14 protein-coding genes are annotated in these 12,733 nt (G+C 64.8%); 5 read left to right on the top strand and 9 right to left on the bottom strand.

Annotated features, from left to right (window positions below; translation table 11 throughout):
- The 5 genes from JHD73_RS22945 to JHD73_RS22965 all read right to left on the bottom strand — a co-directional run.
- A partial coding sequence (locus JHD73_RS22945; RefSeq protein ID WP_199032485.1) for a ParB/RepB/Spo0J family partition protein occupies window positions 1-695 on the bottom strand: 695 nt, incomplete at its 3' end.
- A 16-nt stretch (window positions 696-711) separates the two neighbouring features.
- Complete coding sequence (locus JHD73_RS22950; protein ID WP_199032486.1) at window positions 712-1,497, bottom strand: ParA family protein; 786 nt, start codon at window positions 1,495-1,497, stop codon at window positions 712-714.
- A gap of 21 nt (window positions 1,498-1,518) precedes the next feature.
- Window positions 1,519-2,187: a 16S rRNA (guanine(527)-N(7))-methyltransferase RsmG gene (rsmG, locus tag JHD73_RS22955; RefSeq protein WP_199032487.1), complete on the bottom strand. Its 669-nt coding sequence runs from the start codon at window positions 2,185-2,187 to the stop codon at window positions 1,519-1,521.
- Window positions 2,187-4,136, bottom strand: a complete 1,950-nt coding sequence (mnmG, locus tag JHD73_RS22960) for a tRNA uridine-5-carboxymethylaminomethyl(34) synthesis enzyme MnmG (protein ID WP_199032488.1) — start codon at window positions 4,134-4,136, stop codon at window positions 2,187-2,189. The genes rsmG and mnmG overlap by 1 nt, the downstream gene beginning before the upstream one ends.
- Window positions 4,137-4,306: 170 nt before the next feature.
- Window positions 4,307-5,254, bottom strand: a complete 948-nt coding sequence (locus JHD73_RS22965; protein WP_199032489.1) for a LysR family transcriptional regulator — start codon at window positions 5,252-5,254, stop codon at window positions 4,307-4,309.
- An 86-nt stretch (window positions 5,255-5,340) separates the two neighbouring features.
- On the opposite strand from JHD73_RS22965, the gene JHD73_RS22970 reads away from it, so the two are divergent.
- The gene (locus JHD73_RS22970; protein WP_199032490.1) at window positions 5,341-6,354 is read left to right on the top strand and encodes an aldo/keto reductase; all 1,014 of its coding nucleotides are present in this window, start codon (window positions 5,341-5,343) and stop codon (window positions 6,352-6,354) included.
- A gap of 71 nt (window positions 6,355-6,425) precedes the next feature.
- On the opposite strand, the gene JHD73_RS22975 is transcribed toward JHD73_RS22970, so the two are convergent.
- Together JHD73_RS22975 and JHD73_RS22980 are read right to left on the bottom strand one after the other, a co-directional pair.
- On the bottom strand, window positions 6,426-7,574 hold the full coding sequence (locus tag JHD73_RS22975; RefSeq protein ID WP_199032491.1) for an ABC transporter substrate-binding protein: 1,149 nt from the start codon (window positions 7,572-7,574) through the stop codon (window positions 6,426-6,428).
- A gap of 164 nt (window positions 7,575-7,738) precedes the next feature.
- Complete coding sequence (locus JHD73_RS22980; protein ID WP_199032492.1) at window positions 7,739-8,344, bottom strand: short chain dehydrogenase; 606 nt, start codon at window positions 8,342-8,344, stop codon at window positions 7,739-7,741.
- A gap of 107 nt (window positions 8,345-8,451) precedes the next feature.
- Here JHD73_RS22980 and crgA point away from each other — a divergent pair, with 107 nt between their 5' ends.
- The 3 genes from crgA to JHD73_RS22995 are packed head-to-tail and all read left to right on the top strand — an operon-like array spanning window position 8,452 to window position 10,082.
- Window positions 8,452-9,363 (top strand): LysR family transcriptional regulator CrgA, encoded by a 912-nt coding sequence (crgA, locus tag JHD73_RS22985; protein ID WP_199032493.1) that lies wholly within the window; start codon window positions 8,452-8,454, stop codon window positions 9,361-9,363.
- A 59-nt stretch (window positions 9,364-9,422) separates the two neighbouring features.
- Window positions 9,423-9,848: a DUF3995 domain-containing protein gene (locus tag JHD73_RS22990; RefSeq protein ID WP_199032494.1), complete on the top strand. Its 426-nt coding sequence runs from the start codon at window positions 9,423-9,425 to the stop codon at window positions 9,846-9,848.
- A gap of 18 nt (window positions 9,849-9,866) precedes the next feature.
- Window positions 9,867-10,082, top strand: coding sequence for a DUF3820 family protein (locus JHD73_RS22995; protein WP_021197147.1), 216 nt, complete (start codon window positions 9,867-9,869; stop codon window positions 10,080-10,082).
- Window positions 10,083-10,091: 9 nt separating this feature from the next.
- Here the strand turns inward: JHD73_RS22995 and JHD73_RS23000 are convergent, their stop codons facing one another.
- Window positions 10,092-11,000, bottom strand: coding sequence for a LysR family transcriptional regulator (locus tag JHD73_RS23000; protein WP_199032495.1), 909 nt, complete (start codon window positions 10,998-11,000; stop codon window positions 10,092-10,094).
- A gap of 102 nt (window positions 11,001-11,102) precedes the next feature.
- On the opposite strand from JHD73_RS23000, the gene JHD73_RS23005 reads away from it, so the two are divergent.
- Window positions 11,103-12,059, top strand: a complete 957-nt coding sequence (locus tag JHD73_RS23005) for an SDR family oxidoreductase (RefSeq protein WP_199032496.1) — start codon at window positions 11,103-11,105, stop codon at window positions 12,057-12,059.
- Here JHD73_RS23005 and JHD73_RS23010 read toward each other — a convergent pair.
- The gene (locus JHD73_RS23010) at window positions 12,045-12,596 is read right to left on the bottom strand and encodes a phosphonate degradation HD-domain oxygenase (protein ID WP_199032497.1); all 552 of its coding nucleotides are present in this window, start codon (window positions 12,594-12,596) and stop codon (window positions 12,045-12,047) included. The two genes, JHD73_RS23005 and JHD73_RS23010, sit on opposite strands and share 15 nt — an antisense overlap.
- Window positions 12,597-12,733 lie beyond the last annotated feature (137 nt).

Below are 12,733 nucleotides of genomic sequence, written 5' to 3' on the forward strand. Positions count from 1 at the left end.
GGCTTGAGCGTCAACGCCACCAGCTTTTCCGTCTCGCGCACCGACAGACGCTTGTTGACGATCTGGTTGGCCAACAGGATCTGTGTCGCACTGTCGACTGCCAGCAGCGCACGGGCGTGGCCCATGTCGATGTCGCCGGCCATCAACATCGTCTGCACAGGCTGAGCGAGATTCAACAGGCGCAGCAGGTTCGACACCGCGCTGCGCGAGCGCCCCACCGATTCCGCCGCCTGCTCGTGCGTGAACTGAAATTCACGCACGAGGCGCGCGATGCCCTGCGCTTCTTCCAGCGGGTTGAGGTCTTCACGCTGGATGTTTTCGATGAGCGCCATGGCGGCGGCCGATTCGTCCGGCACGTCCTTCACCAGCACCGGTACTTCGGTCAGGCCGGCGAGGCGCGAGGCACGGAAGCGGCGCTCGCCCGCGATGATTTCGTACTTGGGCTGCGGCCCGTCGGACGCGATCTTGCGCACCAGAATCGGCTGCATCAGACCCTGCGCGCGAATGCTCGCGGCCAGTTCCTGCAGTGCACCCTCGTCCATGCGCGTGCGCGGCTGGTATTTGCCGGGCTGCATCTGGTCGAGCTTCAGCACCGTTGGCGCGCCCTCCTGCTTGGCGGTCTCGACGATCTCGGCGGGACTGCCCAGCAGCGCTTCGAGGCCGCGGCCTAATCCCTTTTTCTTCATCGTGCTCATGTTGTTCCTCTTGCGCTCAGGCCGGCAACTCGGCCATCTGCCGCACGCGCGCGATCATCTCGGCGCCGAAATCCAGATAGGCCTTAGCACCCTTCGATGCGGGATCGAATGCCACGCCCGGCATGCCGTACGACGGCGCCTCGGCCAAGCGCACGTTGCGTGGAATCACCGTCTTGAAGACCTTGTCGCCAAAGTGCGACTCGAGTTGCGCCGACACCTGCTGCTGCAGCGTCACACGCGGGTCGAACATCACGCGCAGCAGACCGATCACCTTCAGATCACGGTTCAGGTTGGCGTGCACCTGCTTGATGGTGTTGACCAGATCCGACAGCCCTTCGAGCGCGAAGTACTCGCACTGCATCGGCACAACCACGCCGTGCGCAGCGCACAGGCCGTTGAGCGTGAGCAACGACAGTGACGGCGGGCAATCGATCAGGACAAAGTCGTAGTCGGCATCCACCTCGGCCAGCGCAAGCTTGAGGCGATTTTCGCGGTGCTCCAGATCGACCAGCTCGACTTCGGCGCCGGCCAGGTCGCGGTTGGCGGGCAGCACGTCATAGCGGCCGGCTTCCGAACGCTGGCGCGCCTGCGGAATCGTCGCCAAGCCAACCAACACCTGATAGATGCTGAATTCGAGCGTGTGCTTGTCGATGCCCGAGCCCATCGAGGCGTTGCCCTGCGGGTCGAGGTCGACCAGCAGCACACGCTGCCCTTGCGCGGCCAGCCCTGCCGCGAGGTTCACCGTGGTGGTGGTCTTGCCGACCCCACCCTTCTGGTTGGCGATCACGAAAATATGCGACATGACTCCTCTGCGGTGAATGACTCACGCCGACGGCGCAAGGATGACCAAATGACGCTCGGCCGGCAGCCCCGGCACGGTCAGACGCTCGATGGCCTCAACGATCCAGCCAGCAGGCAAGCGCTCGATTTCGGCATCGGGGCGCACGCCTTTCATGGCGACCATGCGGCCACCCGGGGCCAGCAAGTGTCCGGCTAGATTGACGAAGTCGGCCAGCTCGGCAAACGCACGCGAAGTGATGACGCCGTAGCCGGTAGCGTCGACCAGTTTTTCCACGTGGCCCCAATGCGACTGGGCATTGGTCAGGCCAAGCTCGGCGCGGCACTGCGTCAGGAAAGCTGTTTTCTTCTGCACGATGTCGACCATCGTGACGCTCACATCGGGGTAGGCGATGGCCAGCGGAATACCGGGCAAGCCACCACCGGAGCCCACGTCCAGCACACGCGGCGCTTCTGGCTGCGCGCGGCGCGCCAGCTCGGCAATGCGCGAGACAGCCGAGAGCGAATCCAGCAGGTGATGCGTGAGCATCTCACCCGCGTCGCGGATGGCGGTCAGGTTGTAGACGCGATTCCACTTGGCGAGCAGCCCCTGGTACGCCAGCAGACGATCCACTTGGGCTTCGTCCAGCGACAGGCCGAGCGCACGGGCGCCCGCCTCCAACTCCGAGCGGGCGTTGGTCAGTGCATTTGCCATCAAGCGGCCTCGCCTTCTGCACCGGCGCGGGGGCCAACCTGGCCGCGCAGTACGCCCTTCTTCAGATGCACCAGCAGCAGCGACACCGCTGCCGGCGTGATGCCGGAGATACGCGACGCCTGCCCGATGGTCTCAGGCTTGTGCTTGGCCAGCTTCTGCTGGACCTCGATCGACAGGCCACGCACCTGCGAGTAGTCGAAATCGGCCGGCAGACGGGTGTTCTCATTTGCGCCCAGGCGCTCCACCTCATCGGCCTGGCGGGCGATGTAGCCGTGGTACTTGATGCCAATCTCAACCTGCTCGCGGATTTGCTCGGCCAGCAGCGGATCTTCAGCCAGCGGCGCTTCAAGCGCGTACTTGCCGCCCTGCATGCCCATCAGCGATTCGTACGTCACGTTCGGGCGGCGCAGCAAGTCGGCCAGCGCATATTCGCGCTCGATGCCCTTCCCCAGCACCGGCTCGGCATCTTCCAGCGGAAGGGTTGCCGGATTCACCCACGTCGACTTCAGGCGCTCTGTTTCACGTGAAACAGCGTCGCGCTTGCGGTTGAATGCGTCCCAGCGGGCGTCATCGACCACGCCCAGCGTGCGACCGACCTCGGTCAGACGCATGTCGGCGTTGTCTTCACGCAGGCTCAGGCGGAATTCCGCGCGGCTGGTGAACATGCGATACGGCTCGGTCACGCCCCGGGTAATAAGGTCGTCGACCAGCACGCCCAGGTAAGCCTGGTCACGGCGCGGCGTCCAGGCATCCTTGCCCTGCACTTGCAGGCCGGCATTGATACCGGCGAGCAGACCCTGGGCGGCGGCCTCTTCATAGCCGGTCGTCCCATTGATCTGGCCGGCGAAGAACAGGCCCGAAATCGCCTTCGATTCCAGCGAGGCCTTCAGCCCGCGCGGGTCGAAGTAGTCGTATTCGATGGCATATCCAGGGCGCAGGATGTGCGCATTCTCCAGGCCGCGCATCGAGTGGATCAGGTCCAATTGCACGTCGAACGGCAGGCTGGTCGACACGCCATTCGGGTAGAACTCGTTGGTCGCCAAGCCTTCCGGCTCCAGGAAAATCTGGTGGCTATCCTTGCTGGCGAAGCGGTGAATCTTGTCTTCGATGCTCGGGCAGTAGCGCGGCCCCACCCCTTCGATCACGCCTGTATACATCGGCGAGCGGTCCAACCCGGCGCGGATGATGTCGTGCGTGCGCTCGTTGGTGTGCGTCACCCAGCACGGCACCTGGCGCGGATGCATATCCGCCCGCCCCATGAACGAGAACACCGGCACCGGATCCAGATCACCTGGCTGCTCCTCCAGGACAGAGAAATTGATGCTGCGGCCGTCAATCCGGGGGGGCGTGCCGGTCTTCAAACGCCCTTGCGGCAGCTTCAACTCCTTCAACCGGGCCGACAACGACACCGCCGCCGGGTCGCCCGCGCGGCCGCCAGTGTAGTTGTTCAGCCCCACGTGGATCTTGCCGTCGAGGAATGTCCCCGCCGTCAGCACGACCGCACGTGCACGGAACTGCACGCCCACCTGCGTCACGGCGCCGACCACGCGGTCGCCCTCCACCAGCAGGTCTTCGACGGCCTGCTGGAACAGCATCAGGTTCGGCTGGTTCTCCAGGCGATGGCGGATCGCGGCCTTGTACAGCACACGGTCGGCTTGGGCACGGGTGGCGCGCACTGCCGGCCCCTTGCTGGAGTTGAGGATACGGAACTGGATACCCCCCTCGTCCGTGGCAATTGCCATGGCACCGCCCAGCGCATCGACCTCTTTGACCAGATGGCCCTTGCCAATGCCCCCGATGGACGGGTTGCAGCTCATCTGCCCCAGCGTTTCGATGTTGTGCGTCAGCAGCAGGGTCTGGCACCCCATGCGCGCCGCCGCCAGGGCGGCCTCGGTGCCGGCATGTCCGCCGCCCACCACGATCACATCGAATTCAATTGGATACAGCATGGCTTCCTCCTCGCATGGAGGCATCGGAAATTTGAAGAAGCCGAATTATAAGTCGCCGATGTATCGCGCTGTTCGACGATGCGGCAATCGGCGCGAAATAACCGCCGATTTCGTGTTTCACGTGAAACATGCACCGCTTGTTCCGCCCGTTGTGTTTCACGTGAAACACATCAGTCAGGCGACTCACCGCCCCCGCTACCCGACCGAGCGCGCAGAAAATCGATGAAGACGCGCAGCTTGCCCGGCATCTGTGGCGTGCGCGGGAAATAGAGATGAAAGCGATACATCGGCGGGCACCACGCCTCGAGCACCCGGACCAAGTGCCCGTTCGTCACATCCTCGGCGACGAGGTCTTCCAGCACATGGGCCAGGCCAACGCCCTGCTTTGCCGCCCCGACCATCGCCAGCACATCATTCGCGATGAAACCACCAGCCACGTCGACCGACTGAATCGCGCCGCCCTGCGCGGGCTCGACAAACTCCCAGTCATACAAGATGCCGCTGCTCGGGAAACGGTAGCGGATGCAGCGATGCCCGCGCAGTGCGTCCGGCGAATGGGGTGTGCCATACGCTTGCAGATACGCCGGGCTGCCCACCACCGCGATGCGTCGCGCCGGCCCGATCGGCACGCCAACCATGTCGCGCTCGACACGCTCACCAAAGCGGATGCCGACGTCAAAGCGGTCTGCGACGATGGCGGATAGGCCATCGTCCACCGACACCTCCAGCTCGATACGCGGATAGCGCGAGAGGAAATCGCCGAGTACCGGCTGCAGCACCGCCTGATACGCCACGCGCGAAGCCGTCACGCGCAACGTACCGCGCGGCTCCGTCGCGCGCTCGCCCACTTCCGCCATCGCGCCGTACAGCGCGTCGAGACTCGGCCGCGCGACAGCGAGCAAGGCCTCCCCCGCTTCGGTAACGCTCACCTGCCGCGTCGTACGCGCCAGCAGTTGCGCGCCGAGCGCAGACTCCAGCCGCCGGATCGTCTGCGACAGTGCGGAGGTTGAGACCTCCAGCGCCGCCGCCGCGTGCGTGAAACTGCCGACCTCGGCCACGCGCCGCAATGCATCGAGCGCAGGCAGCAGGTCCGGATCGATTGTGAATTCTGTCTTCATAGTGCATCCGATTCTATCCACTTAATCGGCGCGATCACGCTGCCTAGACTGGCGACTCCTCTCCCTGATCTGACAAGGACATCGCCATGCAGACACGACAACTCGGTCAATCCGACCTGCACATCTCCCCACTCGGCTTCGGCACCTGGGCCTCGGGCGGCGGCAATTGGGAATATGGCTGGGGCGCGCAGGACGACCGCGACTCCATCGCCGCCATTGCCGCCGCCACGGATGCCGGCATCAACTGGATCGACACGGCCGCCGCCTATGGACTGGGTCATGCTGAAACGGTTGTGGGCCAGGCACTGCGCGAGCTGCCCGCTGGGCAACGCCCCTACGTCTTCACGAAGGGCTCGCTGGTGTGGGACGCACAGGGCAGGATTTCGCATTCGCTGGATCCCGCATCGCTTTCACGTGAAATCGACGCGAGCCTGCGTCGGTTGAACGTGGAAACGATCGACCTGTACCAGATTCATTGGCCCGCCTTTCCGCCGGGCGCGCCCGAACAATCCATCGAAGCGGCCATCGCCGCATTGGAACAGGCGCGGCGAGCGGGCAAGATCCGCCAGATCGGCGTCTCCAACTTTGACGCGACCCAGTTGGAACGGGCCCGTGCCGTGGCGGCGATTACCTCTCTGCAACCGCCCTACTCGCTGCTGATGCGTGGCATCGAGGAATCCATCCTGCCCTACACGGCGGCGCATGGCATCGGCAACATCGTCTATTCGCCGCTGCAATCGGGGCTATTGTCGGGACGCATGACGCGCGAGCGGGTTGTGGCGCTGCCGGCCAACGACTGGCGCGCACAGCGCAGCCCCGAGTTTCAGGAGCCAAACCTGACGCGCAATCTGGCGCTGGTGGAGGTCTTGCGCGGTGTGGGCGCGCAACATGGCAAGACGCCGGCCGAAGTCGCCATCGCCTGGACGCTGCGCAATCCGGTCGTCACAGGTGCGATTGTGGGTGTGCGGCGACCGGAGCAGCTCGACGGGTTGCTCGGTGCGGCAAGCCTCAAGCTAAGCGATGGGGACCCCGCCGAGATCCACGCCGCCCTGCCCGAGGGCAACGCCGCCCCGGTGCCGCAAAGCGTGGCGCTCGCCTGAGCTGCGTCGCAAAAGCAAAACGCACGGCGCGAACCGTGCGTTTTGCTTGGGGCGATAAGGCTGCTACGTCGTCAGTTCTGCAGCTTCCACTTGCCGTCCTTGATCTCAACCATGACCCGCGAGCGCTGGTCCAACCCCAGGTGATCCTTCGCATTCATGTTCATCACACCATGCGAGATCGCCAGATTGGTCGTCGCTTCCATCGCATCCCGCAGCCCCTTGCGGAATGCCGGCGTACCGGGTTGCCCCTTCTTCAGGGCCTCGGGCATCGCGTTGGCGAACAGCAGACCGGCATCCCACATATGGCCACCGAAGGTCGAGACCTGCCCGCCGTAAGCCTTCTCATATGCGGTCTTGTACGCCAGCGCCGGCTTTTTCACCGGGTTGCTGTCAGGCAATTGCTCGGCCACAAGAATCGGCCCGGCCGGCAGGAACGTCCCCTCGCAATCCTTGCCGCACACCCGCAGGAAGTCGGCATTCGCCACGCCGTGCGTCTGGTACAGCTTGCCCTTGTAGCCGCGCTCCTTGAGTGCGCGTTCCGGCAGCGCGGCTGGTGTACCCGAGCCTGCGATCAGCACCGCATCCGGATTGGCACCCATGATCTTCAGCACCTGCCCCGTCACCGAGGTATCGGTGCGCGCAAAGCGCTCATTGGCCACGACCTTCAACTTGCGCAGCCCCGCCACCTTGTCGAACTCCTGCGCCCACGAATCGCCGTAGGCATCGGCAAAGCCGATCAGTGCGACGGTCTTCACACCATGGTTGGCCATGTGCTCGGCAATAGCGGTGGCCATGTGCGAGTCGTTCTGTGGCGTCTTGAAGACCCACGCGCGCTTGGCGTCCATCGGCTCGATGATGCGTGCCGAGGCGGCCAGCGTGATCATCGGCGTTTCGCTCTCGCCCACCACATCCACCATCGCCAGCGAGTTGGGCGTAACGGTCGAGCCGATCACCAGGTCAACCTTGTCTTCGGTGATGAGCTTGCGGGTGTTCTTGACGGCGGTGGTGGTGTCGGACGCATCGTCGAGCACGATGTACTCGATCTTCTTGCCCGCGATTTCCTTGGGCAGCAACGCCACGGTGTTCTTCTCGGGAATCCCCAGCGAAGCCGCCGGCCCGGTGGCCGACACCGTGATGCCGACCTTGACCTGGGCGAATGCCGTACCGGCCAACAGAGCCGTGGCAGCGAGTGCAATGCGGGTGGCGCGCGAAACCTTCATGCCGTCTCCTGAAGTGTGTGGGCGGGTTCTATGCCCGCCCTTGATCTGGAAGTCTGGGAATTCACCGACCGATGGGTCGGGGATGAAGGAGTCTAGAAGGAGTCACGCCGCGCGGGCAAGGGGGAGATTCCCTTTACCTTAACGTGTTCACGATCCGCACTGGCTCAGCCGACCCGATACACGCGCCCGCTCTGCACACCCTCGACGCTGCGCCGATACGCCAGCGCCGCACGCGCAGCCGGCACCGGCTCGAAGCCTGGGAAGAACGGCCCATACGCCGCCATCGATTCGGTCAGCACCGTCGGGCTGACGGCATTGATACGGATGCCGCGCGGCAGCTCGCACGCCGCAGCCCGCACAAAGCCCTCCACCCCGGCGTTCACCGCCGTCGCGTTGGCGCCCTGTGCAATCGGCTCCTGGCCGACGATGCCGGTGGTCAGCGTGATCGAGCCGCCATCGTTCAGATAGTGCTGGCCAACCAGCGCGAGGCGCACCTGGCCGAGCAGCTTGTCCTGCAGGCCGATGTTGAAATCCGCCGCCGACATCTCGGTCAGCGGCCCGAAGAACAGGTTGCCGGCGGTGGAGACGATGGCATCCACACGGCCAACTTTGTCGAACAGCGCGGCCACGCTGTCGGCGTTGGTGATGTCGACCTGATGCTGACCCTGCGTACGGCCCACGCGGATGATCTGGTGTGCCCCGCCCTGCTCCAGTTCTGCCACCACGGCGCGGCCAAGCGTGCCGCTGGCGCCAATTACGACGATCTTCATGCTGCGCTTCCTTGTTGATTCGATTGGAATGACGTCTATTCTTCGCCGAACCCTGTATGCGATAAAGACGTGGTAACTTCGGCCATTCCTAATCAACAGTTCGGAATATGGACAAGCTGCGCAGCATGGAAACCTTCGTCGCCGTGGTGGAAGGCGGCAACTTCACCGAGGCAGCGGCGCGGCTGGAGATGTCGGCGGTGATGGTCGGCAAGTACGTGCAGGAACTGGAGACGCGGCTCGGCGCCCGCCTGCTCCAGCGCAGCACACGCCGCCAGAGCCTGACCGATGCCGGCCGCGTGTTCTATGAAGATGCCAAGCGCGTGCTGGAGCAGGTGCGCTGGGCGGAGACCTCCGTCGAACGGCTACGCGCATCACCCTCGGGCACGCTGCGTGTGAGCGCACCGACCACCTTCGGCGCATGCGTCGTTGCCCCGCTGGCGGCGACCTTCCAACAGGCGCATCCGCAGGTACGCGTGGAACTGAACCTGAGCAACAGCATGGTCGATCTCGTCGACGAGGGGTTCGACCTTGCCATCCGTATCGGTGCGCTGGGTGACACCGACTTGGTGGCCAAACCACTGTGCGTGTATCGCATGGTCATCTGCGCATCGCCGGATTACCTGGCGCGGCATGGGCGACCCGAGACGCCAGCGGACTTGCCGCAGCATCGCTGCCTCTCGCACATGGTGTGGAACAACCGCAATGCATGGCAGTTGCGCGGGTGGGATGGCGACACGCCCTGGCGCGACGATCCGGCCTTCACGTGCAATGACGGCCACGGCCTGCGCATGGCAGCAATTGCGGGTGCCGGCCTGTTGCTGCAGCCTGAGGTGCTGGTGGCGGAAGACTTGGCCAACGGCCGATTGGTGCGCGTGCTGCAGGCTTATGCGCCGGAGCCTCGGCCGATCCACATCGTGTACCGGCAGGATCGGCGGCCGTTGCCGAAGCTCTCCAGTTTTGTGGCGCATCTGCTGGAGCAGGTGGCAGCGCGTGTGCCGGCTCAGGGTGCGGCACCGTAGCCGTCGCAGCAGGCGACACGGCTGACTACACTCGGGGCATCCTCCTCTGAGCCACCATCATGTTCCTCGCCCTCGTTGCTGGTCCTATTGCTTGCGCAGTGCTCGCCTTCCTCGGTTTGACCCATCTGTACTGGGCGGCGGGCGGCACGGCCGGCAAGCAGGCCGCGCTGCCATCGGTGGGTGGCGCACCGGTGTTCAAGCCGAGCGCGATTGGCACAGCATTGATCGCGGTGATCCTGCTCGCCATGGCAGCCTGGGTGGCCGCGGCGTCCGGCATCCTGACCGCGCCGATTTCGCACGGCGTACTGCGCATCGGCGCCTTCGTGCTCGCCGCCATCTTTGCGCTGCGTGCGGTGGGCGATTTCCGCTATGTCGGCTTCTTCAAGCGGGTACGTGGCAGTGTGTTTGCGCAGCGGGATACGTGGATGTATTCGCCGTTGTGTGCGGTGCTAGCTGTGTTGATTGTCGCGGCCACCTCACGCTGACACGGCACAATAGCGCCCATGCAACCCGAAGACCTCCAACGCCTCGTCACCACGCAAATGCCGTTCGGCAAGTACAAGGGCCGGCTCATCGCCGACCTGCCAGGCCACTACCTGAACTGGTTTGCGCGCGAGGGCTTTCCGCCGGGGCAGATCGGCCGCCTGCTGGCGCTGATGCAGGAGCTGGATCACAACGGCCTGAAAGGCCTGCTCGATCCGCTGCGCCAAGGCAGATAACACGATCGGTCATTCCCCGTCGATGTAGCGTCGCAGCCCCGTCGCCAACGCATCAAATACGACGCGACAGCGCGGGCTATCGCGCAGGTCTTCATGCATGGCGAGCCACGTGTCGAGCACGATCGAAACCTCGTCAGCAAACAGGCGTACAAGATCCGGATTGTGCTGCGCCAATCCCACTTGGCAGAAGCCGATACCAAAACCCGCGCGCAACGCGGCAATCGCTGCGAGATCGCTGTCTGTGCGCAGCGCAAACCGATTGCGCTGCGCCCACGGCAACTGCGCGCGCACGCTGCGCAGAAAGGCGCTCTCCTTGTCGTAGCCGATCAGCGTGTGACCCGTGAGATCACCCAGCGTGGCGGGCACACCGCGCCGCTCCAGATAACGCCGGTGCCCGTACACACCCAGCTCGATGCCACCGATATGCCGCGCAATCAACACGCCCTGCGTCGGTGGCTGCATGCGCACGGCGATATCGGCCTCGCGGCGCAGCAAATCCTCCATGCGATTCGACGGCACCAGCTCGAGCGTCAGCTCCGGATACGCGGCGTGCAGATCAGCGAGGATGGGCGGCAGCACTTCCACCGCCACCACCTCGCTGGCGGTGATGCGCACGGTGCCGCGCACGCCCTCGCCATGGCTGGATGCAGCCCGCAGCAGTGCGGCGCTGGTCGACTCCAGTGATTCGGCAAACGGCCGCAACGACAGCGCCACCTCGGTCGGGCTCAACCCCTGCTGGGTGCGGATGAACAACGGCAGGCCCAGCGCCTGTTCCAGCGCATCAACGTGACGCCCGGCGGTGGGCTGAGTCAGCCCCAGCGCGCGCGCTGCACCCGACAGCGAGCCTTCCCGCACGACGGCCAGAAAGGTCCGATACAGCTCCCAGCCCGGCTCCGTGAATACTCTTGGTTCACTCATACAAATTCGTATAGCAGCACGCTTATCATCAACAATTCCATTGAAGCACAAGCACGACCAGAATGCCTCCATCGCAACGCTCACTCAGTCGGGAGCAGGGTCATGGAACAGGCAAAACGCATCGCATTGGTACTGGGCGCCACCGGTGGCATTGGCGGCGAGGTAGCACGGCGGCTGGTGGCACGCGGCTGGCACGTGCGTGCATTGCAGCGCAATCCGGATGCACTGACGGATCGCAACACCGCCTTCGAGTGGGTGCGCGGTGATGCGATGGTGCGCGAGGACGTGGTGGGTGCCGCACAGGGCGCCGAGCTGATCATCCACGCCGTCAACCCGCCGGGCTACAAGAACTGGGCCGGCCAGGTGCTGCCGATGATCGACAACACCATCGCTGCGGCCCGCGCATCCGGCGCACGCATCGTGCTGCCGGGCACGGTGTACAACTTTGGACCCGACACATTTCCCGTACTGTGTGAGAACACCGCGCAACAGCCGCTCACGCGCAAGGGCAAGATCCGCGTGGAACTGGAGCGCCGCATGCAGGCCGCCAGCGCCGACGGCGTGCGCAGCCTGATCGTGCGCGCTGGGGATTTCTTTGGTCCGCACACGGGTAACAACTGGTTTGCCGGCGCGCTGGTGCATGCAGGCAAGCCCGTCAGCACCCTCACCTATCCGGGCGCGCGCGGTGTCGGCCACCAATGGGCCTATCTGCCGGACGTGGCGGAGACGATGCTGCGCCTGGTCGAACAAGGCGACCACCTGCCGGACTTTGCCGTGTATCACATGCGCGGTCACTGGGACGCCGACGGCACGCAGATGGCCGCGTCAATCGGCCGTGCGGTCGGGCATCCGGTCAAGACGCGTGCATTTCCATGGTGGCTGCTGCCGGCACTGGCGCCGTTCTCGGAGATGCTGCGTGAGATGCGCGAAATGCGTTATCTGTGGCAGCACCCGGTGCGCATGGACAACGCCAAGCTCGTGCAGACACTGGGCGCCGAGCCGCATACGCCGTGGGATGAGGCTGTGGGCGCGACGCTGCGCAGCCTACGCTGCGTTTGAGACGCGCGCAGCCGTCGCCAGAAAGTGCGAGAGAGCGGGCGTCGACTGGCCGGCCGCCTTGGCGAGGTCGTCCCAGCGGCGCAGTTGCAGCGCGTCCGCCGCGTAAGGTCGCTGCATGAACGCCTCCGCCTCTTCCGCGGAAAACACCCCGCCCTGCAACGCCAGGCTGCGCACGGAATCGGCAGACAGGCGCGCGTAGTAATGCGCGTCCATCACGCACAGGCAGCGCTTGGCGTCCACATGCAGGCGGATCGGCTCCAGCACCGCATCCGGAAACGTCGCGCGCAGGAACGGCAGCGCAAAGTACTGGTGCTGATCGTCGATGCCGTGCGCGGTTGGCGTATCGCCTTGCAGGTTCAGCAGATGGCCGAGGTCATGCAGCAGTGCGGCGGTGATGAGCGCATCCGATGCGCCCGCCTCCTCCGCCAGCGCAGCGGTTTGCAGCGCGTGTTCAAGCTGGGTGACGGGCTCGCCGCTGTAGGCGATGCCGCCGTGGCGGTCAAATAGCGTTTGGATGTCGTCGAGGCTCAGAGCCATGATGCTGCTGCACAAAAGAAGGCGAAACCTTGCAGCCTAGTGCGCGCGTGCGTCAAACCGGTGACAACGCTTCGCGCATTAGCCTGCGTGATCGGCTCGATTAGAAAGTTTGGTTGGGAATGCGCGGTGCACGCCCT

This window comes from Ralstonia sp. ASV6 (assembly GCF_016429285.1).
Lineage (GTDB): Bacteria > Pseudomonadota > Gammaproteobacteria > Burkholderiales > Burkholderiaceae > Ralstonia > Ralstonia flaminis.

Coding starts and splice junctions, on each gene's coding strand:
- JHD73_RS23000 (WP_199032495.1), bottom strand. CDS start 11,000: ATGAGTGAACCAAGAGTATTCACGGAGCCGGGCTGGGAGCTGTATCGG.
- JHD73_RS22995 (WP_021197147.1), top strand. CDS start 9,867: ATGCAACCCGAAGACCTCCAACGCCTCGTCACCACGCAAATGCCGTTC.
- JHD73_RS23005 (WP_199032496.1), top strand. CDS start 11,103: ATGGAACAGGCAAAACGCATCGCATTGGTACTGGGCGCCACCGGTGGC.
- JHD73_RS22970 (WP_199032490.1), top strand. CDS start 5,341: ATGCAGACACGACAACTCGGTCAATCCGACCTGCACATCTCCCCACTC.
- JHD73_RS23010 (WP_199032497.1), bottom strand. CDS start 12,596: ATGGCTCTGAGCCTCGACGACATCCAAACGCTATTTGACCGCCACGGC.
- crgA (WP_199032493.1), top strand. CDS start 8,452: ATGGACAAGCTGCGCAGCATGGAAACCTTCGTCGCCGTGGTGGAAGGC.
- JHD73_RS22965 (WP_199032489.1), bottom strand. CDS start 5,254: ATGAAGACAGAATTCACAATCGATCCGGACCTGCTGCCTGCGCTCGAT.
- JHD73_RS22975 (WP_199032491.1), bottom strand. CDS start 7,574: ATGAAGGTTTCGCGCGCCACCCGCATTGCACTCGCTGCCACGGCTCTG.
- JHD73_RS22980 (WP_199032492.1), bottom strand. CDS start 8,344: ATGAAGATCGTCGTAATTGGCGCCAGCGGCACGCTTGGCCGCGCCGTG.
- mnmG (WP_199032488.1), bottom strand. CDS start 4,136: ATGCTGTATCCAATTGAATTCGATGTGATCGTGGTGGGCGGCGGACAT.
- JHD73_RS22950 (WP_199032486.1), bottom strand. CDS start 1,497: ATGTCGCATATTTTCGTGATCGCCAACCAGAAGGGTGGGGTCGGCAAG.
- rsmG (WP_199032487.1), bottom strand. CDS start 2,187: ATGGCAAATGCACTGACCAACGCCCGCTCGGAGTTGGAGGCGGGCGCC.
- JHD73_RS22990 (WP_199032494.1), top strand. CDS start 9,423: ATGTTCCTCGCCCTCGTTGCTGGTCCTATTGCTTGCGCAGTGCTCGCC.